The sequence below is a fragment of the Aminobacter sp. P9b genome (assembly GCF_045345995.1).
In the GTDB taxonomy this organism is placed as follows: Bacteria; Pseudomonadota; Alphaproteobacteria; order Rhizobiales; family Rhizobiaceae; genus Aminobacter; species Aminobacter niigataensis.
The window spans coordinates 3627686-3650307 of the sequence record NZ_CP150082.1; the positions used below are offsets into that span (position 1 = coordinate 3627686).

Annotated in this window: 19 protein-coding genes and 2 pseudogenes; 6 read left to right on the forward strand and 15 right to left on the reverse strand. The window is 58.7% G+C overall.

Going from position 1 to position 22622, the window contains the following annotated elements:
• Positions 1-8 precede the first annotated feature (8 nt).
• The gene (locus WHT83_RS17895) at positions 9-359 is read left to right on the forward strand and encodes a hypothetical protein (RefSeq protein ID WP_182573919.1); all 351 of its coding nucleotides are present in this window, start codon (positions 9-11) and stop codon (positions 357-359) included.
• A 1292-nt stretch (positions 360-1651) separates the two neighbouring features.
• Positions 1652-2587 (forward strand): LysR substrate-binding domain-containing protein, encoded by a 936-nt coding sequence (locus WHT83_RS17900; RefSeq protein ID WP_406871917.1) that lies wholly within the window; start codon positions 1652-1654, stop codon positions 2585-2587.
• A 247-nt stretch (positions 2588-2834) separates the two neighbouring features.
• On the opposite strand, the gene WHT83_RS17905 is transcribed toward WHT83_RS17900, so the two are convergent.
• The 8 genes and pseudogenes from WHT83_RS17905 to WHT83_RS17940 all read right to left on the reverse strand — a co-directional run bounded on the left by WHT83_RS17905 (position 2835) and on the right by WHT83_RS17940 (position 12841).
• Positions 2835-3731 carry an ABC transporter permease gene (locus WHT83_RS17905; protein ID WP_406871918.1) on the reverse strand — a complete coding sequence of 299 codons (897 nt, stop codon included), beginning with the start codon at positions 3729-3731 and terminating at the stop codon, positions 2835-2837.
• Between the two features lie 2 nt (positions 3732-3733).
• Entirely contained in the window at positions 3734-4651 is a 918-nt protein-coding gene (locus tag WHT83_RS17910; RefSeq protein WP_182573916.1) for an ABC transporter permease, read from the reverse strand.
• Between the two features lie 166 nt (positions 4652-4817).
• A complete protein-coding gene (locus WHT83_RS17915; RefSeq protein WP_406874006.1) occupies positions 4818-6635 on the reverse strand; it encodes an ABC transporter ATP-binding protein in 1818 nt (605 codons plus the stop codon).
• A 127-nt stretch (positions 6636-6762) separates the two neighbouring features.
• Positions 6763-8292 (reverse strand): ABC transporter substrate-binding protein, encoded by a 1530-nt coding sequence (locus tag WHT83_RS17920; RefSeq protein WP_406871919.1) that lies wholly within the window; start codon positions 8290-8292, stop codon positions 6763-6765.
• A gap of 322 nt (positions 8293-8614) precedes the next feature.
• Positions 8615-8953 (reverse strand): annotated as a pseudogene (locus tag WHT83_RS17925) (Tn3 family transposase); the annotation flags it as partial.
• Between the two features lie 116 nt (positions 8954-9069).
• Entirely contained in the window at positions 9070-10389 is a 1320-nt protein-coding gene (locus WHT83_RS17930; protein ID WP_406871920.1) for an MFS transporter, read from the reverse strand.
• Between the two features lie 32 nt (positions 10390-10421).
• Complete coding sequence (locus WHT83_RS17935) at positions 10422-10958, reverse strand: hypothetical protein (RefSeq protein WP_406871921.1); 537 nt, start codon at positions 10956-10958, stop codon at positions 10422-10424.
• Positions 10959-11062: 104 nt separating this feature from the next.
• The gene (locus WHT83_RS17940) at positions 11063-12841 is read right to left on the reverse strand and encodes a GNAT family N-acetyltransferase (protein WP_406871922.1); all 1779 of its coding nucleotides are present in this window, start codon (positions 12839-12841) and stop codon (positions 11063-11065) included.
• A gap of 194 nt (positions 12842-13035) precedes the next feature.
• Here WHT83_RS17940 and WHT83_RS17945 point away from each other — a divergent pair, with 194 nt between their 5' ends.
• The 3 genes from WHT83_RS17945 to WHT83_RS17955 all read left to right on the forward strand — a co-directional run bounded on the left by WHT83_RS17945 (position 13036) and on the right by WHT83_RS17955 (position 15248).
• Complete coding sequence (locus tag WHT83_RS17945) at positions 13036-13200, forward strand: metal-sensing transcriptional repressor (protein WP_406874007.1); 165 nt, start codon at positions 13036-13038, stop codon at positions 13198-13200.
• A gap of 606 nt (positions 13201-13806) precedes the next feature.
• Positions 13807-14472 (forward strand): HupE/UreJ family protein, encoded by a 666-nt coding sequence (locus tag WHT83_RS17950; protein WP_406874008.1) that lies wholly within the window; start codon positions 13807-13809, stop codon positions 14470-14472.
• Positions 14473-14483: 11 nt separating this feature from the next.
• Positions 14484-15248, forward strand: coding sequence for a hypothetical protein (locus WHT83_RS17955; protein ID WP_406871923.1), 765 nt, complete (start codon positions 14484-14486; stop codon positions 15246-15248).
• Here WHT83_RS17955 and WHT83_RS17960 read toward each other — a convergent pair.
• Complete coding sequence (locus WHT83_RS17960; RefSeq protein ID WP_406871924.1) at positions 15245-15484, reverse strand: hypothetical protein; 240 nt, start codon at positions 15482-15484, stop codon at positions 15245-15247. The genes WHT83_RS17955 and WHT83_RS17960 overlap by 4 nt on opposite strands.
• Before the next feature lie 512 nt (positions 15485-15996).
• Positions 15997-16583 (reverse strand): annotated as a pseudogene (locus WHT83_RS17965) (DUF1007 family protein); the annotation flags it as partial.
• A gap of 217 nt (positions 16584-16800) precedes the next feature.
• Between WHT83_RS17965 and WHT83_RS17970 the strand changes: the two are divergent.
• Positions 16801-17010 carry a hypothetical protein gene (locus tag WHT83_RS17970; RefSeq protein ID WP_406871925.1) on the forward strand — a complete coding sequence of 70 codons (210 nt, stop codon included), beginning with the start codon at positions 16801-16803 and terminating at the stop codon, positions 17008-17010.
• Positions 17011-17173: 163 nt separating this feature from the next.
• Here WHT83_RS17970 and WHT83_RS17975 read toward each other — a convergent pair whose 3' ends face one another.
• Genes WHT83_RS17975 through WHT83_RS17995 form a run of 5 tightly spaced genes read right to left on the reverse strand, consistent with a single transcriptional unit; the run spans position 17174 to position 22622 of the window.
• The gene (locus WHT83_RS17975; protein WP_406871926.1) at positions 17174-18214 is read right to left on the reverse strand and encodes an ABC transporter ATP-binding protein; all 1041 of its coding nucleotides are present in this window, start codon (positions 18212-18214) and stop codon (positions 17174-17176) included.
• Positions 18211-19206: an ABC transporter ATP-binding protein gene (locus WHT83_RS17980; protein WP_406871927.1), complete on the reverse strand. Its 996-nt coding sequence runs from the start codon at positions 19204-19206 to the stop codon at positions 18211-18213. The genes WHT83_RS17975 and WHT83_RS17980 overlap by 4 nt, the downstream gene beginning before the upstream one ends.
• Positions 19199-20107 carry an ABC transporter permease gene (locus WHT83_RS17985; RefSeq protein ID WP_406871928.1) on the reverse strand — a complete coding sequence of 303 codons (909 nt, stop codon included), beginning with the start codon at positions 20105-20107 and terminating at the stop codon, positions 19199-19201. The genes WHT83_RS17980 and WHT83_RS17985 overlap by 8 nt, the downstream gene beginning before the upstream one ends.
• Positions 20098-21033 carry an ABC transporter permease gene (locus WHT83_RS17990; RefSeq protein WP_310320343.1) on the reverse strand — a complete coding sequence of 312 codons (936 nt, stop codon included), beginning with the start codon at positions 21031-21033 and terminating at the stop codon, positions 20098-20100. Before WHT83_RS17990 ends, WHT83_RS17985 begins: the two co-directional genes overlap by 10 nt.
• Before the next feature lie 11 nt (positions 21034-21044).
• The gene (locus WHT83_RS17995; RefSeq protein WP_406871929.1) at positions 21045-22622 is read right to left on the reverse strand and encodes a nickel ABC transporter substrate-binding protein; all 1578 of its coding nucleotides are present in this window, start codon (positions 22620-22622) and stop codon (positions 21045-21047) included.

Sequence of the window (22622 nt, forward strand, 5' to 3'; positions counted from 1 at the left end):
AAAGGAAGATGCGCCACCTCGACCAAGATGCGTCCGGAGCGCCGATTGCTGAGGACTTCGTGAGGGTTTCCTTGCTGGTCGAGAACGGGTTCGTCTTCACGCCGATTCATCCCAATGCTGTCAATGCATGCCGGCCCCACCACCTCACCGTGGCCGCCAAGTGCGACCTTGGCGACGCCGACATCTTTGCCGTCATCCTGCGCCCAGACGGCCACCGACTGGCGCCGCTCAGGCCAAAAATCAAGGTCCTGCGGGCGCTGGTGCGCACTCAGCTCACCGCCGAACTGGGCGATGCGCGCGCCCGCTTCCAAATCGAGGATCACCTCGTCGCCGAGGCCGGCATCGCGCCGGTCAGCTAGCAAAGCTGGCGATCTTGTAGCGTCGGTTGGCAATGGGCGCGCAACAATCGGCTGCGCGCCGCCGTCATGTGCTTCGCTAACAACTCCCGGCAAGCCAGCCCATGGGCCGCCAACGCTCGCGCTTGGCTGCGTATCCGCTGGAATGCACTGCACTACGCCGTGCCCAACGATCCTCGCAAACGTCCCGCCGCTCGAGCCATTCTCAAAACTGGTTGCCACAGGAAGTCTCATTTCTTGCTCCCGATCACGGAAGTATTTCCTTTCAAAGAACCTAAGTCGCATCCACAGCAGTCACGACCACTCGTCGCTTCACGCTAAGTAGCGGCACTCCAAGGAGCAAATAGAAAAACGCATAGGCGTCATACGTATGAGATATGGGATCATTTCCGCAGGGTAGCTTATCGGAGCCCTTGGGGCGGATATTGATCATCAATGAATTCAACAGGTCGTCACACGTGGCCATTTTGAAGCGCCTTAAACGGCGCTCATGGCTACCTGAAGGTTTTCATAGAGATGATAGAAGCGGGGAAGGTCTTGCCCTTTGATGTGGCATCAGAAGCTTCGCGGTTAAGAAAGCGTCAAACACGGGCAGTAGATCCTGTGATCGATGAATCGATTGTGGCGTGGTTAGCCTTCACTGTTGATTCAATATCCACGTTGATGGAAGTGGTTGCTGGGAAGGCCACCCGCCGGAGCGTTCGGCCGCTCGCACACCGCACCTAGGACTGACGTGAGCGCGCTACCAGTCCGGTAAGGCTCACCAGGGCAAGGTCAGCCGCGCTGGGGCTACAAACTGGCCCTCACCGCTCCCTGCATTCCCTGCTCGTGCTTTCGAAAAAATGGTCAAGCCGCAGGGCGTTGGCCCGCAAGTTGGTCGTTGTCCTGTCGATGGGCGAGGCGATCTCGTTCCCGAACCTGCCGAAACAATGTTCGCAAGGTCGTGAAACAGATCGAGCCGTCTGGCTCTCCTGCCCCCAATAGGTAGCGGTCCAAGCGCCAATCGTGCAGAGGAGAAAATAGCCCGCGGAGCGGTCCGAGAATCGTGCAGGAGCACTACGAACCAATCAGAGAAGCCTCTTAGAGTCATGCTTTACGAGCCGCATTTCCTCCCGACTAATGCAGTCACGTATGACTTGCGCATGCTGGGCGTTGGTCGCGTATAAACACAAGATTCAGATTCTATTCGGCAAATAAACTTATGTATGTGGCTTATACGCTGATGATATGGTAAAAACCCATATGAGCGCTTGGCTTGGTGGAGAGTCTTGAGTGCAAGTTAGGGAGACCTCCCGATGATAAAATTGAGCTACTTCGAAACTTTCAACGCCGTGATGCTTTCAGGCTCGATGACGGGGGCAGCCAGCCTGCTACACACCTCACAGCCCAACGTCAGCAGATCGATATCGCGACTTGAAAAGGAAACGGGCCTTAAACTTTTTGAACGCGTGCCCGGCAAGCTGCTTCCCACCGCTGACGCTATTGCGCTCTTCGAAGAGGTGCAGCGCAGCTTTGTCGGCCTGCAAAGATTGACCGAAACCGCAGGTCGCATACAGCGATCGGGTAGTGGAATGTTGCGGGTAGGAGCAGTACAGGCTTTGTCGCTTTCTCTTATTCCCCGAGCGGTGAAGCGGTTTGGAGATGCCTTCCCCGAGGTCAGGCTGTCAATTCAAACCAGCCATTCTGACGTTCTTTCAGGTTGGGTGCGAGAGCATACGTGCGACATCGCGGTGATCTCGCACCCGGATGGAGACGACATGCTTCAACGGGAAATCCTCTACACGGCCGATGGCGTGTGCATCATGCACGCCACCCATCGGCTGGCCAACAAGACTGTCGTTACGCCTGAGGACTTGGTGGGGGAAAGACTCATTACGTTTCCCCAGGGCGATCCTCCACGCGCGGCGATGGATCGAATATTGCTCGATGCTGGCGTCAGTGTGTCGGCAGTTATCGAAACCTCGTACAGCGCAATAACCTGTTCGCTCGTCATGCAAGGCGCAGGCGTTGCTGTCGTCAACCCACACGTCGCGCGGGAGTATCTTCACGGAAGTCTAATTGTGAGGCCATTCGTTCCAGCACCAAGACACAAGGCCGTTATGATATTCTCAAAGGGAAAACCGCTCGGTCGCCCTGTTGCGAACTTTGTGGAGATACTGAAAGCACTAGTCGTCGAAGACCGGCAGCAAATCGCGACGCTGCTTCCAGCGAGGCCCGAACTAATCCAGTAGTGCTTTTCTCAGATCAGTCCAGCGGGCACCGCTTTTGTGCCGTGCCCGCTGGCCTCCAACTACAAGAGCCACTCGTGGGCTGATGGCTTACGCAACCTGAAATCGGCCATACCTGACTTGCTCCGATTGCCGTTGCCGCTTGTCTTTGAGGTTCGCCTATAGCCGAGCGAACAGGGTCTGCGGAATCTCTCCACTGCACCAGAGCGGCTTGACAGGTCCCCGGAGGTTTTGCCGGTACAGCTTGCGATCAGCGAGCTGTAACAACGCCAGCCGACCGAATGCTGCGACTTACCCTTCCAAGGCTGGGATCAATCGCGTCGCGCAGGCTGTCACCGACGATGTTGAACCCCAAAGTAACGAAGAGAAGACAGAGACCAGGTATCAGGACCAACTGCGGATTAGAAAAGAGATGCACCCGCGCCTGTGCTATCATTAGACCCCATTCCGCCGCAGGAGGCTGAGGACCCAGGCCGAGGAAACTGAGACCGCTTGCCATAAGAATCGCTTGACCGGCATCCAAGGTGAATTGCACGATGAGCGGGGATAAGATGTTCGGGAGGATATGTTTGATGAGGGTGACCCTATCATAGTTTCCAATGGCTCTCGATGCCTCGACGAACACGGCACTGCGCAGGGACAAGGTCGAGGCTCGCGTTATGCGCGCGAAACTCGGGATGGTCGACACACCAATAGCCAATGAAATGCTGAACTCGCCGGGACCGAGGATTGTAACCACGATGATGCCGAGCAGTATTCTCGGCATGGCCAGGAGGACATCCATCAATCGCATGATGGCTGTCGAAATCGGGCTCTCGGAATAGTAACCCGCAAATAGACCAATTATTACGCCGGGAAGCGCGCCGAGAACCGCGCTCGTCAATCCAATGACAAGTGAATTCTGGCCGCCCCAGATAATGCGCGCGAGCATGTCTCGCCCGAGTTCGTCGGTTCCCAGCAAAGTACCCCTCTCACCCGGGAGTAACATTGCCATCGAAAGATTAGGCATTGTCGCGGCGGAATATGGGACTATCAGTGCTCCGCCTAGACAAAGCACGATAAAGAATAAAACCGCAAGACTGCCGGCGAGGGCCGCCTTGTCTCCTCTGATGGCAGCTATAATTCTGGCGACGTCACCGTTACCCATTTTCAGTTTCCTTTAATTCTTGGGTCAACGAATGGATACGACCAATCGACAAACCGATTCACGAGGATAATGACGATCGCAAAAGCGAGTATCGATCCCTGTGCGAGGGGGTAATCCCGCCACTTTACCGCGTCGACCAGCACTGACCCGAGCCCTCCTCTACCGAAGACGGCTTCTATGATTACAGAGCTTCCGATGAGATAGCCGATGTTCAATCCTACGATCGTATATACTGGAAGGATCGCGTTTCTTAGCGCGTGTTTGTAGATGACCACTCTTTCGCTCAAGCCTTTCGCTCTCGCCGTCCTGATGTAATCCGTGTTTAGCGCGTCGAGCATTGTCGAACGGGTTAGACGGGTAATCAGCGCTGTATTGTAAAGACCCAAAGTGAGTGCGGGCAGAACAAGCTTTGAGAGCGATCCTCTTCCCGATGCCGGAAACCATCCGAGCCTCATCGAGAAGATATACATAAGGCATAAGCCCGCTACGAAGATCGGGGTAGAGATGCCCAAAATGGAGGAGAAGGTCGCGACTTTGTCGATCAACTTTCTCCGGTGCAGGGCGGATGCAATACCGAGCGGAACGCCGATCAGGACGGAGATAGCCGTTGCGGCGACTGCGAGTTCGATACTTGAGGGAAGCCTGATCAAGATCTCCTGCATTACCGGCTGCTTGAAATGGATGGAGAATCCCAAATCGCCTTGCAGGGCTTTCGTCAAGAAGGTCCAGTATTGCACGACGAGAGGCTGGTCAAAGCCCCACTCCGTCCGTATGGCCGCGACAACTTCTGCCGGAGCGTCCAATCCGGCGAATAGCCTGGCCGGGTCGCCAGGAATCAAGCGCGGCACCATAAATGCAATAAATGACACGCACAGCAGCAGGAGTATTAGTTCGGTCATTTTCTTGGTGAATTGTAACACTGGAATCCTCATTCCTTAGGTTCGGTACGGGTGCAGCACCAAACACGTGGCTAACGCGATGCCTTTGGGTAGCCGATGCCCTACTTTTCTCGCCAACCCCCGTCTGAATCGAAGCGGGGTGGAAGGCGGCACTTCTACTGAAGACTCTAACCGCGTGTCCCGATACCTAATTCGGCATCAGTTCGTCGTACGAAACCATCACCGAGTGGCCGGGTGACACCTGACGGAACTGACGCACGGGCGGGACATAGTCTGGTGACCTGACTGGGCTTTTGATCTCCCCGTTCAAGGCGGCCCTTCTCTCGGGCCGCCGCGTCGGATCGGCTACCGGCACCGCCGCCAACAGTCGTTTCGTGTATGGGTGCTGCGGGTTCTGGAAGATCGCCTCACGCGACCCGATCTCTACAATCTCGCCTAGGTACATCACGGCCACGCGGTGGCTGACCCGCTCTACAACGCCCATGTCGTGAGAGATGAACAAGTAACCCAAGCCCATGCGGGCCTGCAGGTCTAGCATCAGGTTCACGACTTGGGCCTTGACGGATACGTCGAGTGCCGAAACGGCCTCGTCCGCCACTATCAGCCCCGGCTCAAGCGAAAGCGCTCGCGCGATGCATATGCGCTGGCGCTGTCCGCCTGAGAACTCGTGCGGAAAACGTTCCGCCATCTCCGGCTGCAAGCCGACCTGACGGAGAAGATCGGCCACCTTCTCCCGCGCTTGGGAGCGAGTAGCAAGCTTGTTGACTAACAGAGGTTCCGCGACTGCGGCGCCGATGCTCAATCGCGGGTTCAGACTGGCGAACGGATCCTGAAAGATCATTTGCATTTGTCTGCGGGCGTTCCGCAATTCAGCCTTGTTGAGCTTCATCAGATCAACACCGTTGAGCGCCAAGGTTCCTGAATCCGGATCGGACAGCCGCAACACTGCGCGTCCAGTCGTCGATTTACCGCAACCCGACTCGCCGACTAATGCGAGCGTCTCGCCAACATTGACGTTAAACGAGACGTTCTCCACCGCATGGACTCTGCCTTTCACAGGCGAGAGTATGCCCGAGCGCATGTCGAAGCGCTTTGTTAGGCCCTTGACCTCTAGTAGCGGCCTCTGCGTGATCTTGACGGTATCGGGCACTTCGACCGGAACGTCGCACTCACCTGTCACCCGATTGACGACAGGAAATCGCATAGGCCGCTTGCGACCTTCCATGGATCCAAGCCTGGGCACAGCAGCAAGCAGCGCACGCGTATAGGGATGCTTCGGATGCGCGAATATGTCAGCGGTAGCGCCCGTCTCAACGGCCTCGCCATTGTACATCACGACGGTCCGGTCTGCGATCTCCGCCACCACGCCCATATCGTGCGTGATAAAGAGAACAGACATACCCTCTTCCTTTTGAAGAGACTTTATCAGATCGAGGATCTGCGCTTGAATCGTCACGTCGAGCGCGGTCGTAGGCTCGTCGGCAATCAGAATCTTGGGGTTGCAGGCTAGGGCCATAGCAATCATGACGCGCTGGCGCATGCCGCCAGAGAAATTGTGCGGATAGTCCCGGATTCTCGACTTCGCAGTCGGTATGCGGACCTTTTCAAGCAGGCGGATGGTTTCCGCCTTGGCTTCCGAATGCGAGAGCCCGCGATGCGTGATCAAGGCCTCACCAATCTGGGATCCAATGGAATAGACCGGATTGAGAGAGGTCATCGGCTCCTGGAATATCATGGCGATCTTGTTGCCGCGGATTTGGCGGATCTCGTCGTCCGGCAAAGTGAGCAGGTTCTTGCCCTCAAACCAGATGGCGCCCTCAATCTTGCTCGAGTTGGGCGGTGTCAGCCGCATTATCGAGAGGGCCGTGACGCTCTTTCCGCTACCCGATTCTCCAACGACTGCGAGGGTTTCACCTTCCTCGATATAGAGCGATACGCCATCGACGGCATTAAAACCTCCTTCGGCGGTATCAAAGGTTGTAACCAGATTTTCGATTTGCAGAATTTTTGCGGCCAACTTAACCGACCTCCATGATTACGTTGACGCGAACTTGCCGCACCAATGTGAGCCTATTATTCGTCGGGAGCAGGAGTGCAGGCCTTCAAACAGCCAGCACTCCTGCTTTATTTTCTTACTGCTTCACGACCCGGTCTAACCGCCAATCCTGATTGCCGTAGAACTTGTAGCCGGAGAAGCCTTTTCGCACTCCGACCAACTGGCTTTGGCCGAACAGCCAGAGTTCTGGCGCGTCTTCCCACACGATCTTTTCCGCCTGCGCGTACAGCTTGTTTCGCTCCTCAAGGGAAAAATTCTGGCTCGCTTCGGATAGAAGCCTGTCTACCTCGGGGTTGCTGTATTGCGAGGTGTTAGGTGGAAGATGATCTTTGTCCGGCATTTTCTGGGTGCCCCAGATTCTCTGGATCCTCCAGTGAGCCGTCGGAATCGAGGAACCCAACATATGCATGCCACGGTCAATTAATGTGCTTTGGAACTCTGTCACGTAAGTGGCCCACTCGCTCATCTTGAGCTCGACATTTATGCCCACCTGCGCGAGATACCCCTGCACAGCTTCACTTACTTCCCGTGCCTTCATGTATCGACCCTCGGGCACAAGCGCGATTGTCGAAAAGCCGTTAGGATACCCGGCCTCCGCAAGGAGCTCTTTTGCTTTCTCGGGGTTGTATTCGTAACCGCCGAAATCAGCGAAGGCCTGCACGCCGGGCGAGAACGGGCCCTTCGGAACGACGCCATATCCGCCCAATATCGTCTTGACGATGGCTTCGCGATCGACGGCATACATCATCGCCTGACGGACAAGCTTGTTGTCGTATGGCGCGCCCTTCCACATCTGGTGCGTAAACGACACCATCATGGTGGACGGTTTGCTGATCACTTCGATATTCGGATCCGCTTCGAGTGGAGGTAGACTTTCCGGGCTCAGGCCCGTCGCGATATCGACTTCGCCGGTCTGAAGCATGATGACGCGGGCCGAAACCTCTGGAACCGGTGTGTAGGATATTCGATCGGGAGTTCCGGGCGTTCCGTAATAATTCGGATTTCGGACCAGCACTGTCTCGCCGGAAATGTCGTAGGATTCGAGCATGTAGGGGCCGGTGCCAACCGGCTTCATGCCATATTCCAACACAGAGTACTTGCTGGTTGCACTCCGGCTTAGCATAGCCAGATGGTACGTCGCCAAGTTTTCGAGCAGCGGAGCATAAGGCTTTCGCGTGGTGATCTTTACAATGTAGTCATCGACGACGTCGACCTTGGAGATTTCAGCGACCTTGGCCCGATTCGGCGAAGCCGTCTTAGGGTCGAGGATGCGCTCGAGGGTGAATTTGACCGAATCTGCGTTGAAGGGCGAGCCGTCAGAAAACTTGACGCCCTTTTTCAGGTAGAAAGTCCACGTCAGACCATCCTCGCTGTTATCCCAACGCTCTGCCAGGCTCGGAACAATGCTTCCATAATTCTCGTCGCCAAAATCCACGAGCGTGTCGTAGATGTGCATCGCCACCGAGAGACTTGTCACCTCGAGCTGCGGGTCAAAGGCATCGAGGTGGCTGCCTCCTGCGATCCTTACCTCCTCAGCTTCACTTTTGGCGGCGCCGGCGGACCCCATCAGAGCCGCGGCAATCAAAAGTACGAAAGCTTTTTTCATGTTCAACCTCCACTATTTTTTTGTTACTCGGGCCGCCGTTTCAAGCCAGAAACCGCGGAGGTCTCCGCAACTTGGATCCATGTCGTAAGGCCGGACATCCGATCGATCCAAGCTAAACAGCTTTGTAACACCCGGAGCAAATCGAAATACTTATACAGTCCATCCGCTTTTGATATGCCGCTGAAAGCACGGTCGACCAGCTTGTTCCCTTTAGGCTCGACCTGCGGCTAACCGCGCGTGGCGACGAAGCCATGCCTGCGACTTGAGTACCTACTCGATCATGGAGAGCCACCGCTCGAGCCTACCAAGCTCCCGTAGCCCGAAGAGGAAACATGTCGCGGATTTGGGTGTTAAAGTCCTGCAACGGACGGAACCTCGCCCACGCTCACCGAACGATCAATGTTGCAGCTTCAAGGGCGAACCCCTTCGGGCTTCCCACTAGTTCCCGATAGGCAAGCCGTTTTAGGGGTTTAAATCCAACATTTGCCGGGCTTCGGCGAGCCAGGCCGCGCCACTCCCTTGGGCACAAAGACCGAGGCGGTCGTGAATGTTGAGCGCGGCATCAGATGCTCGTCGATCGGTCGGAACCATCGGCTACATTGAGCCAGATGTCAGCGGAGCGAAGCCTGGCTCGCGATGCGGCAAGCGTCGAAACATCATATGGCGACGATCAGCTATTCTGCTGCCGGAAGGCTAAGCTTCGATCTGCTGACAGTGACTTGGACGCGATCGGGAAGTGCAAAAGGCTATCTCCAAGCTCCACAAACCTTTTGATAGCTAGGCCCGCGGCCAAGCCGTATGGCGATCATCAATGACATAGCCATGGGAATGCTCGTACCCGCCCTCCGTCCATACGGCATCGGCAAGATGCTCATGGTCGTGAGGCAGATCGTCGTGTGTATGCGCCACAACGTCTGGATCATGACGGGGCCAGAGCCATAGTGCGGCAACATAGGCAGCAGCACTTACGATACCTAGCAGGACGAAGGTTGCCGGCAAGCCGACAAGAGCGCCAACCCGACCAGCAATCGGATAGGTGATCAGCCAGCAGGCATGCGAAAGCGCGAACTGCGCGGCAAACAATGCTGGCCGGTCGACTGGGGCGGCCGAACGGCGGAGCAGACGACCCGACGGCGTCAGGGTCAAGGAGAAGCCCAAGCCGAGCACGAACCACAGGATTAGGAGTTTCGGATAGCTCATGGCCAATGGCCCGACGAGCACGCCGACCACCATGAGGCCCGCTCCGGTCAGCATGGCAACGCGATCGGCCATGTTCTCGAGCAAGCGGGGCAGCGACAGTGCGGCGAGCATCGAACCTGCACCAAAAGCTGCTAAGGCCAGCGCCGTCTGACGTTCGCCAAGCCCGAACTGCCCCTGCACGAGCACGACGGTATTGACGATCACCATCGCGCTCGCTCCCGCGACCGCCATATTAAGCGCCAGAAGTCCCCGCAACCTTGGCGTTGCAAGGTAGATGCGGATACCCCGTGTCGTGCGTTCGTAGATCCCGCGCGGTTGCGAAGGATGGGGGCTTGGCAGCACGACCGAAAGAACCAGGGCGGCCGACGCCAGGAAGCCGACAACAGTTCCGGCAAACAGGCTGTGGAAGCTGATGACCGACAAGAGAGCGGCCGCGAGCATCGGGCTGGCGACGCTTTCAAGGTCATAGGCCAAGCGCGAAAGAGACAACGCGCGCGTGTAGTCTTTCTCCTCCGGCAACACGTCCGGGATCGTCGCCTGAAACGTCGGGGTAAAGCCCGCAGAAGCAGCCTGGAGGAGCAAGATCAGCACATAGATTTGCCAGATCTCCGTCACGAAAGGCAGGGCAACCGCAACAGCTGCGCGGATAAGATCCAGTGCAACCAGCATCGACCTGCGCGGCAATCTTTCGGCGAAGGCCGCGGCAATCGGCGCAACGCCGACATAAGCGATCATCTTGATTGCAAGGGCAGTCCCAAGGACCGCACCTGCATTTGCTCCTGCCAGTTCAAACGCAAGCAATCCGAGAGCGACTGTCGCCAACCCGGTACCGATAAGGGCTATCACCTGCGCCAGGAACAGGTGGCGATAGACACGGTTTGACAGAACGCTAAGCATGGGGTCCTCGGAGAGATTATCAGTGGGGCTGGTCAGTGGCGGGTTCGAGACGCGATCGAACTCGCCATGACCATGTGCCGGGCGGATGGCGATGCAGGTGCTGAAACCTTGACCAATTGCCGGCGCCCCCCGGCTATCAGCACGTAGACCCTGGAAACCTGCAGGCCATCGCTTTCCTCGCCGAACTTCTCGGCGTCGGTTCGGACAAGGAAGCGTTCTTCGAATGAGGCAAATTGCCCGTCGAAAAATGCGATTGTGCAGCTGTCTATTGCCTGGCCACCCAAAGTTGCCCTGGCGGCGCCGATCAGTACTTTCGCCCCAAGCCCGGTCACATCAGCCGTCCATGACTTCGAGACCTCCCAACTCGGAACGGGGACAAGCGCAGCAATGGTCGCGGTCGCCTCCCAGGATTCTCGGCTTGCGGTCTCGGACACGCGCACGAAGTCGGATTCGGCTGCAAGACAGGTTTCGTGGAAGAAGTCCAAGGCAATGTCCGCGTCATCAGCCCAGCAAGGTGGCGACATCAGACAGGCCGCAGTCATTCCTGAAATGACGATCTGTCCAGTCACGCTTCAGTCCTCAGGCCATTTTCCAGATAGCTATCGCCTTATAAATTCTCCAAATGCTATCCCCCTGGATGGGATATTTGTCAACAGCACCCGTGGGACCAATCTCAAATTGCCGCCAGAAACATCTCCGGCATCCATGCAAGGCGTGGATCGAGCAAAGTTCCCAAAAATGCGATCGCGACAGGCGGCCTGCCGGCATCCTTGCGTGCTTTCGACACCTCTTCGTAATTCCGGCTGGCGCTATCAAACTCGGGGTTGATGCTCAGCGCCTTCTTGAACTGCGCCTCGGCTTCCCCAAGACGGCCCAGGCTCTGCAACGCCATGCCAAGGTTGTTGTAGGCCTCGGCAAATTGTGGGCTCAAGCCGATAGCCATGTCGTAGCAACGCGCAGCATCTTCAAGCCGGCCTGTCGCGCGCATTGCATTGCCGAGATTGTTGTGGGCGGCCGGATGCACAGGATCGGCCTCGATCGCACGTCCGAGATAGATTTCGGCCGCGGCGAACTTCTGCTTTTGCAGGCAAGCGACGCCCATCATGTAGTTCGCCCTGAAATGTCGTGGCGCCTGCGCCAGTACGGATGCATAGATCTGCGCCGCCTGCCCCACACGGCCGGACCGGTGCAGCTCGATCGCCTTGGCGAGGATCGGCGCCGTCTCGGCCTCGATCAGTCGCAGAAGCTCGCGAGCTTCCTCAAAGGCATCATCCACCTCCTGTATCTGTCTGCAGCCAATCGCCGCCAGCCTGGATTCTCCTTCGCGGTGCAGCCGCTTCGCCCAGGAAAAGACTGACCTGAGTGTTCGGCGGTCAAGCCGTTCGCCGAGATTGCGAGCGCTCACCGTCGAGATGCTCGTGCCTTCGATAAGCCTCGTCTGGGATCCGAATGCCGCCTTGTACCCGTAGTTTCCTGTTCCAAGATCGTAGCTGACAAAGCCGTTGGCGATGGCCCATCGCATCGTGAACATGTGCAGGGCAAAGCCTGGCGGAAGTTTGGTGACGGCCGGGTCGCGGCCAGCAAGGAAACAGTGGATGGTGCCCTTTTCCCGATCGACGAAATTGAGATGGACACCGATCGGCACGCCGTCTTTGCGAAGCACCAAAACGAGCAGCCGCCCGTCCCGGAACAGACCAGGCAACATTGCGCGGCAGTTCCCAATGAGACCGCGTGCATAAGACGGGTTTCTATCCTCCCAGCGGCCCAGCCAGAACCGGAAAAGTGTCTCGACGTCCTGCCCGATTGTATGCGGGTCGGAAATCGTCACCCCGTACTCGCTGCTCTCATCGATCAAGCGCAGATAATGCCTGGCATTGCGCCGAGCCAGCCTGCCGAGGCGCACCGTGAGATAATGCTCCCAGTCGGCCGGCAACTCGACATGGACGAACACGTCGTGGTCGATGTCCTCGCCGCTCTCGGTAACATGCGGCCTGCGAACGATCTTCTGCTCGACAAATTGCGTCCCGTGGAAGTGCCTGAGAAACAGGTCGCGCCGTTCGGGCGAAACGTGAAAATCCTCCAATTGCAGGCTTCGCCAGTTCATCTGCCGGACCTGCCCGGCAAGAGCCGCAACCGCATCATCTTCATGTTCAGGCCTGCACAGCAGACCCGTGTAAACCGCGAAATAGGACCCAGCCATCCGAAGGCTATTGTAGAAACCTGTTTTCTGGTCGAGTTCAGCCCGTATCTGCAGCGGCAGGAATGCGACATGGCTGCCTGGGCCTGACCTGACTGCGAGGACGACCCAAGGGTAACTCAGCCTGCGCAGCCAATTGGAAATCCATGGCCAGCTGAGAAAGAAGTGAGCCCCAGGGTCGGCTGAATAGGCAGCTTCCCAGTCCGTCCTGAGCCCCTCAAGGTCCTCGAAGCGATCGATGACATCGACTTGCATGCTAACCTCCAGCAGAGGATATCAATTGCAATTGAGACAATGGCAGACAAATCTCGACCAGTTCAGCGAGGAAGGCAATTCAAATGACGCATACCGCGCGCGGAAAGCCAAGCTCGTTGGCCGAGTAGGACGCAATCGGGGCAATTGGGGCGGTTGAACGGGCGCTGCAAGCAGACGCCGACTGGGCCGAAATCCTGCAACCGACGGCCTCGATCCGAGGTTCGGTGAGCGGCCTTGCCGTCGAGCTCATTGAGGACCACATCCGAAACCATGTGGTTGATCCCGCAGACCAAAAACTCGCCAGGCAGGCCGAGGGGGCGAGGCAACTGATCGATGTTGTTCGGACCTATTTGAAGTGAACCGGGACGAAGGTCTTGTGTTCGCCCTATTCGTCGTAGATACGCGGCACCAGTGCAATTCGCGCCTTTCCAGCAGACGATAACCTGCAGTTAACGCGCCTGAACTAAATTCGTTAACCATGACGAGATGGACGCCCACCAGAGCACTGAGGACCGCCATACTGGCGGTGCTGCAGTTTGCCATCCTCATGTTTCCCCTCGCCACGCCTGCTTTCTCGGCATCCTCGCCCGAAGCCGTCCAGACGGTTGCCTATGCTGCCACGAACCACACGCATGGCCACAGCCATGACGACGATGTCTCGACGCATAACGGGGCCAAGGGCCAGCATTACTCCGACCATTCCCACGACGTACCGAGCATGGCCGCAGTGATCATCCCTGCTTCGCCTTTCCGACCACGGGCATGGGAGCGGGCATACGGCTGTGAAAGCATCCAAGTTCTCCGACTGAAGATTGAGCGGCCACCGCGACTGCCTGCCGTGGCTTGATTCACGGCCGCTAGGCGGCTTCGCAACCACTTCTCGGATTTCTTTCATGCTACAACTACGTCTTAGCGACGGAGTATGGGGCGCGTGCATGCGTCGCCACTACGCCTTGCTCGCCTCGATGATCTTGATGCTCATCGCCCTACTGCCCGAACTCGCCTATGCCCACGGGGTCGCCGAAGGCGACAAGGGCTATATCCAGGAGATCACAGGCGTTCATGTGATCTCGTTCATTTATCTCGGCGCCAAACATATGGTGACGGGATACGATCACCTGCTGTTCCTGTTTGGTGTCATCTTCTTCCTCTATCGGCCAAAGCATATCGGCATTTATGTCAGCCTGTTTGCGTTCGGCCATTCCACGACGATGCTGCTTGGTGTCTATTTCGGCTGGAACGTCAGTTCCTACCTGATCGACGCGATCATCGGCCTGTCTGTCGTCTATAAGGCCCTCGACAACATCGGCACGTTTCAGCGCTGGCTGGGTTTCCAGCCGAACACCAAGGCCGCAACACTGATATTCGGGTTCTTCCACGGGCTCGGCCTTGCAACCAAAATTCTAGATTACAACATCTCGTCCGACGGACTGATTCCGAACCTGTTGGCGTTCAATGTTGGCGTCGAGATCGGGCAGTTGCTGGCGCTCGCAGCCATCCTCATCCTGATGGGATACTGGCGTCGGACCAAGAGCTTCTGGCGCTACGCCTACACCGCAAACGTCATCATGATGGCGGCCGGGTTCCTGCTGGTCGGGTACCAGCTCACCGGCTTCTTCGTCTCGGCATAAGGAACCACACCATGTACAACACTGATCTGCCGAACAGAGCGGACCTCCCCTCCTCCGCTCAACTCAAGCGCTCGACAATCATCGCCGCCGCAACGGCATTCGTCCTTTTGATCACCGTGGTGATGCCATCTGAATATGCGATCGACCCGACCAGAGTAGGACGCCTGCTCGGCCTGACGACCATGGGCGAAATCAAGACGCAGCTTGCCGGCGAAGCCGCAGCCGATGCCGCAGGGCAAGCGTCCACGCCAACATCGGCGCGCCCCACCGCGGTCCCCCCGGATCTGTCGGCGCGCCTAGATCGTATCGAAGGATTGCTCCTTTCGCTGGCGGCTCAGCAACCCGCTTTGCCGACCAAAGTTTCCCAGACACCAAATGAGGTGGTGGCGGCAGCTCCGGTGCAGGAAGAAGTGGTCGAGGAGCCCGTGGCGGCGGCACCCGAGCCAGTGTCCCCGCCTGTCGGGCGCGCCGATGAAATGAGCTTTACCCTGACGCCTGGCCAAGGCGTCGAAGTCAAATTGGTCATGCGACAAGGTGCAAAGGCAATCTTTGCCTGGGCAGTCGAGGGTGGTGTCGTGAACTTTGACACCCATGGCGACGGCGGTGGTCAGTCTGTTAGCTACGAAAAGGGCCGCAGCACGCTGTCAGACGAAGGCGAACTCGAAGCAGCATTCGACGGAAACCACGGCTGGTTCTGGCGCAATCGCGGCACATCGGACGTCACCGTCACGCTACGCACCCAGGGCGACTATATCGACATCAAACGGGTCATCTAGTCGCAATCAAGGTCGCGCCTTCTACGGGAGGCGCGATCTTGCCAATGCCGCATTCCCTCCAATACTGGCGCGGGAAGCGCACACAATCCCAGGCTCACATGTTTCAATCGCACGTCCAGTTCCAGCGTGAAATCTACCTGGCGCTTGCCGGGCAGATAAAGCTGCTGTCCACGAACGGTGACTGGGCCGCCTTCCTGGGTTTTCTGCCGATGGGCGTAGTGTTCGGTGCCGCGCACGCACTCACTCCCGGTCACAGCAAGGCGATCCTCGCAACCTATCTGACGGGTTCCACGGAACGGCATCAGCAGAGGTATTGTGGTTTCGCTTATCCTCTCGTTCACTCATGTGACGATGGCCGTTGTCATAGCAGTCCTCGCATTGCCCTTGGTCTCGTTCGCCTCGGGCACGGTGGGACGGGCTGCCATCGTCCGCTCAATCGAGGCAGTCGCCGTTGCGATAAACTTTCATGAGATCCTGCTCCCCTGACCATTGCGGAAAAAAGACCATGTCTTCAAAATCGGAAACGCGTACCGCCCAATTGGCAATTCGTGTCCTGCCATCATTGAAGGAAGCGCTTGATCAAGCAGCGCAAGCCGAGATGAGGTCCCCCAGTTCCATGGCTCAGCTCATCCTCGCGCGATGGCTGACAGAGAACGGCTTCTTGAAAGCGGACGATCAGGACCACCGGGATTGAACTGTCGGAGCCAAAAGCACATCGAGGATAGCGACCGCTGCGGGAGCGGCCTGATCAACGGCAGCTGAGTTCCAGGCGAGTCGCAAAAATCTTGCTGAGATCGGTTCCTGTGGGGTCGCTAAAAAACGATTCCGTCAGCGTTCCCTGGTTTTGAGCAATCGCCTGATCCGGATCGGGCCGCACTACATCACGGGTACGATTGCCAGGTAAACCCGCCACCTCGATGCTTTCATCACCAACGAAATCGATGGCCGTGTAAAACGTGGCATCATAGACACCCAAGCTGAGCTTTTTGGCCAATGGTTGAGGCACCATGGGCCTCGTTTCGAACTGTATTTTCAGTTTGTCGGCGTCGAACGATGCAATCAACTTCGTCGGCGGAGCCATCTTGACGTCCTTCCCCCCCCGACATGACGAGCTGGAAATAGTTATGATCTGCCAACGACCCGCGAATTGTGTCAGCGACGTTGGCGAGTTCCTTCGTCAAGAACCAGATCGGAGTTCTGGTCAAACTCCAACAAAACCGTGCTCGAAAAGAGGTCGTCGAAGCGCCATTGATGTCGCAGGGACTGCAAAAAGTTGCCGCTGCCAATGGCAACGTTCAGTCGGGCCTCGGCGAAAACATGAGGATGCGCGCTCGCTTAAAATGCAGCGACGGAACCAACAGCGAAAGCGAGCAGAATAGACTTCACCCTAGACTCCTTGTCGGTCAGATTGCCGGCCCATGGCGCGATAATCAGTTTCGCCTGTTTTGTGGCGGAACAACATAGCCTTCGGACCGTTTCGAACCAACATCCCGGCGGGCATTTGCATAGAATGTGATGCCGCTTATAAGGCGCTCTCCACTGGGACGCAGGCATGACGCTTGGAGACATATGTGAAGATTCGTCGCTGAGCCCGCAGCGAAAGCTGGAGCGGCTGCGCGCGATCGAAAGCACCATGCGGGAGCTGCAGCGCTGCGGCGTTGTCAAAGCCGAAGATCAATCGTCGGTGTGGCAGGACGATCTTTCTCGACTATGCGTGATCATGCGGGAGCTGGAGCGACAGATCACAAGCGAGCGTCCCTAGCGCAGCGTCTGTCCAGCGAACCGGGCGTTGCCAACGGTTCGAAATCTTGGTCATGGATAAGAGGGCCATCCGGTGCTCGCCAAGGGGCTCAGCACAAGGCGCTGCTCTGCCCGAACAGCGCGGTGCTTTGGGTCATCGCACCGGATGGCCTAATGGGCGCTGGTCAGGAGGGAACCAACGCGCCAACTCGTTCGGCATTCGCCTCTGCCTCGCGCAGGGCCGACCGTTTTCCACGGTGCAGGTCCTTGGCGAACACGCATGCTGCGTCATGTCCAGGTGACAGTTTGAAGGCTGGCGGCACCTGCTGCTTGCAGTCATCGACCGCCATCGGACAGCGGGTGCGGAACCGGCAGCCGGACGGAGGATTGGTCGGGCTAGGTACCTCCCCCACCATCAATGGGACCTTGCGCTGCCTCTCGGCGATGGGATCGGCCTCAGGCACCGAGGCCAGCAACATCTGCGAGTAAGGATGGCTCGGATGGTCGTAGAGCTCTTGCGACGGCCCATGCTCCACGATCTTGCCGAGATACATGACATAGACGCGCGAGGCTGCCTGCCTGACGAGTTCGAGGTCGTGGGCGATGAACAGGCAGGCCACGCCCAAATCCTTCTGCAAGCGCAGGAACAGGTTCATCACCTGGGCGCGGATGGACAGATCCAGCGCGCTGACCGGTTCGTCGCAGATCAACACCCGTGGATTGACCGCAAGGGAGCGGGCAATGGCAACGCGCTGGCGTTGGCCGCCGGACAGCTCGCGCGTATGGCGATCCTTCACGGCATCCGCCAGGCCAACCTGGTCGAGAAGCTCCTTGGTGCGGCGGTCGCGGTCGGTCCTCGACTTGATGCCGTCGATCTGCAGCGCTTCATCGATTGCCTCGCCGACCGTCTGGCGGTCGTTGAGGGACGAATACGGGTCCTGGAACACATATTGCAGCGCCCTGCGGCTATCGCGGAGAGCGGCACCCGAAAGCGTGCTCAGGTCGACGCCGTCGAGTAGCACGCGCCCGGCCGTAGCCTTCTCGAGGCCGACGATCGTGCGCCCGAGTGTCGACTTCCCGCAACCTGACTCGCCGACAAGGCCAACGATCTCGCCCGGATAGAGTTCGATGGATACGTCGTCGACCGCGTGCACAAACTTGCCGCGCTGGACGCTCTTGAACCTGGTTTGCAGGTTTTCGACTTTAAGAACAGGTCTGTGTGTCATGCTGCTGCCCTTCCTTCATTGACGACGGGACAAGCGACAAAGACCGAACCGTCCGCCGAAGGCACAAGGGGAGGCCGGCTGGCGGTGCATGCGGGAACCGAGAAGTCGCATCTCGGCGCGAATGCGCAACCCTTGATGGGCGCGCCCAACGTCGGCGGAATGCCGGGAAGTCCCCGGAACTCCGAGCCAATCGGATCTTCCCGCTTCGGGATCGCGTTGATCAGCCCCCTCGTGTATGGATGGCGCGGCGTGACCAGGACCTTGTCGACAGGCCCCCGCTCCGCCGCCCGCGCCGCATACATGACGACGATGTTGTCGGCCGCACCCGCGACCACACCCATGTCATGTGTGATCAGCACCATGGCCATGTTGAGCCGCTTCTGCAGGTCCTTGAGCAGGCGCAGGATCTGGGCCTGAACGGTCACGTCGAGAGCGGTCGTCGGCTCGTCGGCGATAAGGAGCTTGGGTTCGCCGGCAAGTGCTGTGGCAATGACGATGCGTTGCCTGAGGCCGCCCGACAGCTCGTGAGGGTACTGGCGGAGCCGGGCAGCAGGATCGGAGATGCCGACAAGCTTGACGAGTTCCAGCGCGCGCGCTTCTGCCGCGCGTGGCGTCATGTCGAGGTGGAGTTCCGCCATCTCGGCAATCTGGCGGCCGATGCGCCGCACCGGATTGAGCGCGCTCATCGGGTCCTGGAAGATGAAACCGACTGACTTGCCGCGTATCTTGCGGATTTCCGGCTCCGGCAGCCCGATCAGTTCGCGCCCGTCAAAGCGCACCGATCCGGACAGCTGCGTCGTCACGCCCGTCGGCATGAGGCCAAGGGGGGCGAAATTCATCACTGTCTTGCCGCTGCCGCTTTCGCCGACGATGGCAAGACATTCGCCCTGGCGAACGGTGTAGCTTACCCCGTCGACGGGACGCAGGGCGGATTTGGCCGTCAGCAGGTCGACGGTCAGGTTGCTGACGCTCAAAAGCGGTTCGTCATGCATTGGAGTTCTCCTTGCTCCAGCCAGCGACTTCGATCCGCCGCATGGCGAGCATGCGCCGGGTCAGCGGTTTCGGGATGCGATTGAGCGCGATGGCTTCACCGAGGATATTGAAGCCGATCACGGCGGCCGTCAGGGCGAGGCCCGGCAGGATGACCTGGCGCGGGTCGGACTCGAGATAGGGCAATGCGTCGACAAGCATCTGCCCCCATTCCGGTGTCGGCGGCTGGATGCCCAGGCCGAGGAAGCTGAGGGTTGCGACGGCCAGCGCGGCGGTGCCGGCATCCGCCGTCGCATAGACCATGACCGCGCCGATGGTGCCGGGCAGCAGGTGGCCGAAATAGATGCGCCAGGGGCTGGCGCCAAGCACCCGAAGCGCCTCGATATGCGGTTTGCTCATGATGCTGACCGCAACCGCACGGCTGATGCGGCCGCTCATCGGCCACCATGCAAGGGCGAGCGCCAGCACCATGGTCCAGTAACCCGGGCCGACGATGCCGATGACCGCCAGCGCAGTGATCAGGCTGGGGATGGACAGGCCGACGTCGACGATACGCATCAAAAGGTCATCGACCCAGCCGCGGTGATAGCCGGCGATCGTGCCCATCAGGATGCCGATCGTCATCGCGATGATCAGGACCGAGCCGACGCTGACCAGAGAGGTGTTGGCGGCAAGGATCAGGCGACTGAGGGTGTCGCGCCCGAGGTGGTCGGTGCCGAGCCAGTGGGCAGCACTTGGTGCCTGGCTTGCAGCCAGCAGGTTCTGAGCGCTGGGATCCTGTGGTGCGAGCCAGGGGGCAAAAGTGCCCAGGGCAATGAACAGGCCGATGACGATCAGGGCCACGCGGGGGAACTTGTTCAGCCGGGCTAGGATAGGCGTGAGTTTGTTCATGATCAGCTCCATTGGCGCCGGATGCGGGGATCGGTCATCAGGACCGCAAGATCGACGATCAGGTTCACCACGATGAAGAAGGAGAGGAAGATCAGCAGGCATGCCTGCACGACCATGAAGTCGCGGAAACGCACGCCAGCGAGGAAGTAGTCGCCAACGCCCTGCCAGGCGAAGAGCGGCTCGACGATGATCCCGGTGGCCGTCATCAATCCCACCTGGGTGCCAAGCGCATTGATGAAGACGGGCGTGATGTTGGGCAGCGCTTCGCGAAACAGGATGGCTGTGCGCCCCAGTCCCTTGCTCTTGGCCGTCAGCACGTAGGGGCTGGTCATCGCCTCCTCCAGTCCGACACGCACGACACGGCTGAGCACTGCTGCCGGCAGGACCGCAACGGTGAGCCATGGCAGTACCCAGCTCACCGGGCCGTTGAACCCGAAGGACGGGAACCATTGGAAGGTGACGGAGAAGCCGTAGATCATCAGCGCGCCGACGAAGAAAGTCGGTGTCGATGCGCCGATGAGTGCCAGACCGCGTGAAACGCGGTCTGGCAGTTTGTAGGGCCAGAAGGCACCCAGGAAGCCAAGAAGCAGGCTGAGCAGGGTCGCAATCACGGCGCTGCCCGCGATAAGCGTCCCGGTGACCATCATGCGATGTGGCAGGTCCGCACTGACCGCCTGGCCCGTCCTGTAGGAGATGCCGAAATCTCCCGTGACGGCATCTCCGAGCCAATCCACGTAGCGCATCAGCAGTGGCTTGTTCAGTCCTATCTCTTCCTCGACCTGGGCAACGTAACCTGGGACGGCCACCGCGCCGCGCAGTTCGGCAATCAGGACGGCAACATTACCCGGGGCCGAGACGACGAGCGTGAAGCAGACCACGGAAGCCAGAAACAACAGGACCAGGGAATGCTTCAGCCGCTTGCTGATGAAGTGGATCAAGGCAGCCTCCCTCAGTCGGCCAGCACGATTTTTTCGTACGGCATGTCGTATTCGGTGACCGGGCTGGTGAAGCCCTGGACACGCTTGGAGTGCGCCCAGATGCTGGGAACGTAGACCAGCGGCGCGATCGCGTCGTTGTCATACAGCCAGTCGTAGACCTTCTGGATCGCCGGCTCGATCTGGTCCCCGGTCGCCGCCGTCGCCGCATTGATCAGCGGGTCCAGATTGGCGGCGTCAGTGACCAGCTTGCCTTCGACGTCGTTCTTGAAGGTCGACAGGCAGAGCTGCACAACGGATCCGAAAGGATCATAAGGAGCGCCATAGGTGAGGAAGAAGCCGAGATCGTACTTCTTCTCCAGCATGTCGGTGTGCTTGGACGCGTGGTCGACCGTGCGGATCACCAGATCGATGCCGATCTCCTTCATCTCGGACTGGATCACCTCGGCGATAATACGCGACCCTGGAATGGCCTCTGGGCTGACGACCATCTCGAGCGTCAGCGGTTTGCCATCCTTGGAACGGATGGGACTGCCGGTCCAGCCCGCCTTCTCCAGCAGCGCCGAGGCAGCCGCCACGTCGCGGACAGGAGCATCGTGCTGCTTGCCGGCATAGGGCAGCGCCGACGAAAACAGGTTGCCGGCCGGCTTGGCATAGCCAAGGTAAAGCGCCTGGGAGATTGCCGCTCGGTCGATGCCGATGCTGATCGCCTTGCGAACTTGCTGGTCCTTCAGCGCTTCGGCACGGTCAGGGTTGAAGGCCATGACCAGTGAGACGTTGCCGGGGTCGATGGCGACGTTGAATCCCGCCGTCTCAAGCTGCTTGGCTTCTTCCGGGGTCAGCGCGGCAACCCAGAAACCGCCGATCAGGTCGATCTCGCCGGCGCGCAGTGCTGCGACCCGCGACCGTGGATCCGAGATAACCTTGGCTTCAAGCCGTTCATAAGACGGCTTGTCGCCCCAATAGCCGTTGTACCGCTCGAAGACGCTCTGGGTGTCGTCCGCGCTAACCTGTTGCCACGGTCCCGTACCCACGGGCTCGCCGAACTTGCCGTCGGCGCCGACAGACTTCGGGCTCAGGAAGCGAACGGGACGGGTGTAGGAGAGCTCCTGCATCAGCGCTAGCGGCGCTTCCTTGAAACGCAAGGTGACGTGATAGTCGTCGACCACTTCGAGGGACTCGAAATATTTGGAGCAGTTCATCCAGCTGTACTGGTCCTTGCCCATCCAGCGGGCGAGATTCCACTTGCACGAAGTCGCGTCGAAGATGGTGCCGTCCTGGAAGGTGACACCCTGGCGCAACGTTAGCTGAAGCGTCTTGCCGCCGTCTTCGATCTTCCAGTCGGTGGCGAGACAAGGCTCGATCTGGCCACCCTTGCCGTACTTCACCAGCGGTTCGAACATCAGGTCCTGGATGGCCCAGATGGCATAGTGGCTCTGCGGATCGAGATTGCCGGCAGGCTTGGCAATGGCGACGCGGAGCGTGCCGGCCGCACCTTCGGCATATGCGATCCTGGCAAATGCGGCTTCCGCCATGACCAGCCCTACGGCGGCCGACGATACCTGCAGGAATGAACGTCTGTTCAATGTCAT

Bases quoted from the DNA above. Each gene is read 5' to 3' on its own strand.
- WHT83_RS17895 (WP_182573919.1), top strand. From the start codon at position 9: ATGCGCCACCTCGACCAAGATGCGTCCGGAGCGCCGATTGCTGAGGAC.
- WHT83_RS17900 (WP_406871917.1), top strand. From the start codon at position 1,652: ATGATAAAATTGAGCTACTTCGAAACTTTCAACGCCGTGATGCTTTCA.
- WHT83_RS17905 (WP_406871918.1), bottom strand. From the start codon at position 3,731: ATGGGTAACGGTGACGTCGCCAGAATTATAGCTGCCATCAGAGGAGAC.
- WHT83_RS17920 (WP_406871919.1), bottom strand. From the start codon at position 8,292: ATGAAAAAAGCTTTCGTACTTTTGATTGCCGCGGCTCTGATGGGGTCC.
- WHT83_RS17930 (WP_406871920.1), bottom strand. From the start codon at position 10,389: ATGCTTAGCGTTCTGTCAAACCGTGTCTATCGCCACCTGTTCCTGGCG.
- WHT83_RS17940 (WP_406871922.1), bottom strand. From the start codon at position 12,841: ATGCAAGTCGATGTCATCGATCGCTTCGAGGACCTTGAGGGGCTCAGG.
- WHT83_RS17950 (WP_406874008.1), top strand. From the start codon at position 13,807: ATGATCTTGATGCTCATCGCCCTACTGCCCGAACTCGCCTATGCCCAC.
- WHT83_RS17955 (WP_406871923.1), top strand. From the start codon at position 14,484: ATGTACAACACTGATCTGCCGAACAGAGCGGACCTCCCCTCCTCCGCT.
- WHT83_RS17970 (WP_406871925.1), top strand. From the start codon at position 16,801: ATGACGCTTGGAGACATATGTGAAGATTCGTCGCTGAGCCCGCAGCGA.
- WHT83_RS17975 (WP_406871926.1), bottom strand. From the start codon at position 18,214: ATGACACACAGACCTGTTCTTAAAGTCGAAAACCTGCAAACCAGGTTC.
- WHT83_RS17980 (WP_406871927.1), bottom strand. From the start codon at position 19,206: ATGCATGACGAACCGCTTTTGAGCGTCAGCAACCTGACCGTCGACCTG.
- WHT83_RS17985 (WP_406871928.1), bottom strand. From the start codon at position 20,107: ATGGAGCTGATCATGAACAAACTCACGCCTATCCTAGCCCGGCTGAAC.
- WHT83_RS17995 (WP_406871929.1), bottom strand. From the start codon at position 22,622: ATGACATTGAACAGACGTTCATTCCTGCAGGTATCGTCGGCCGCCGTA.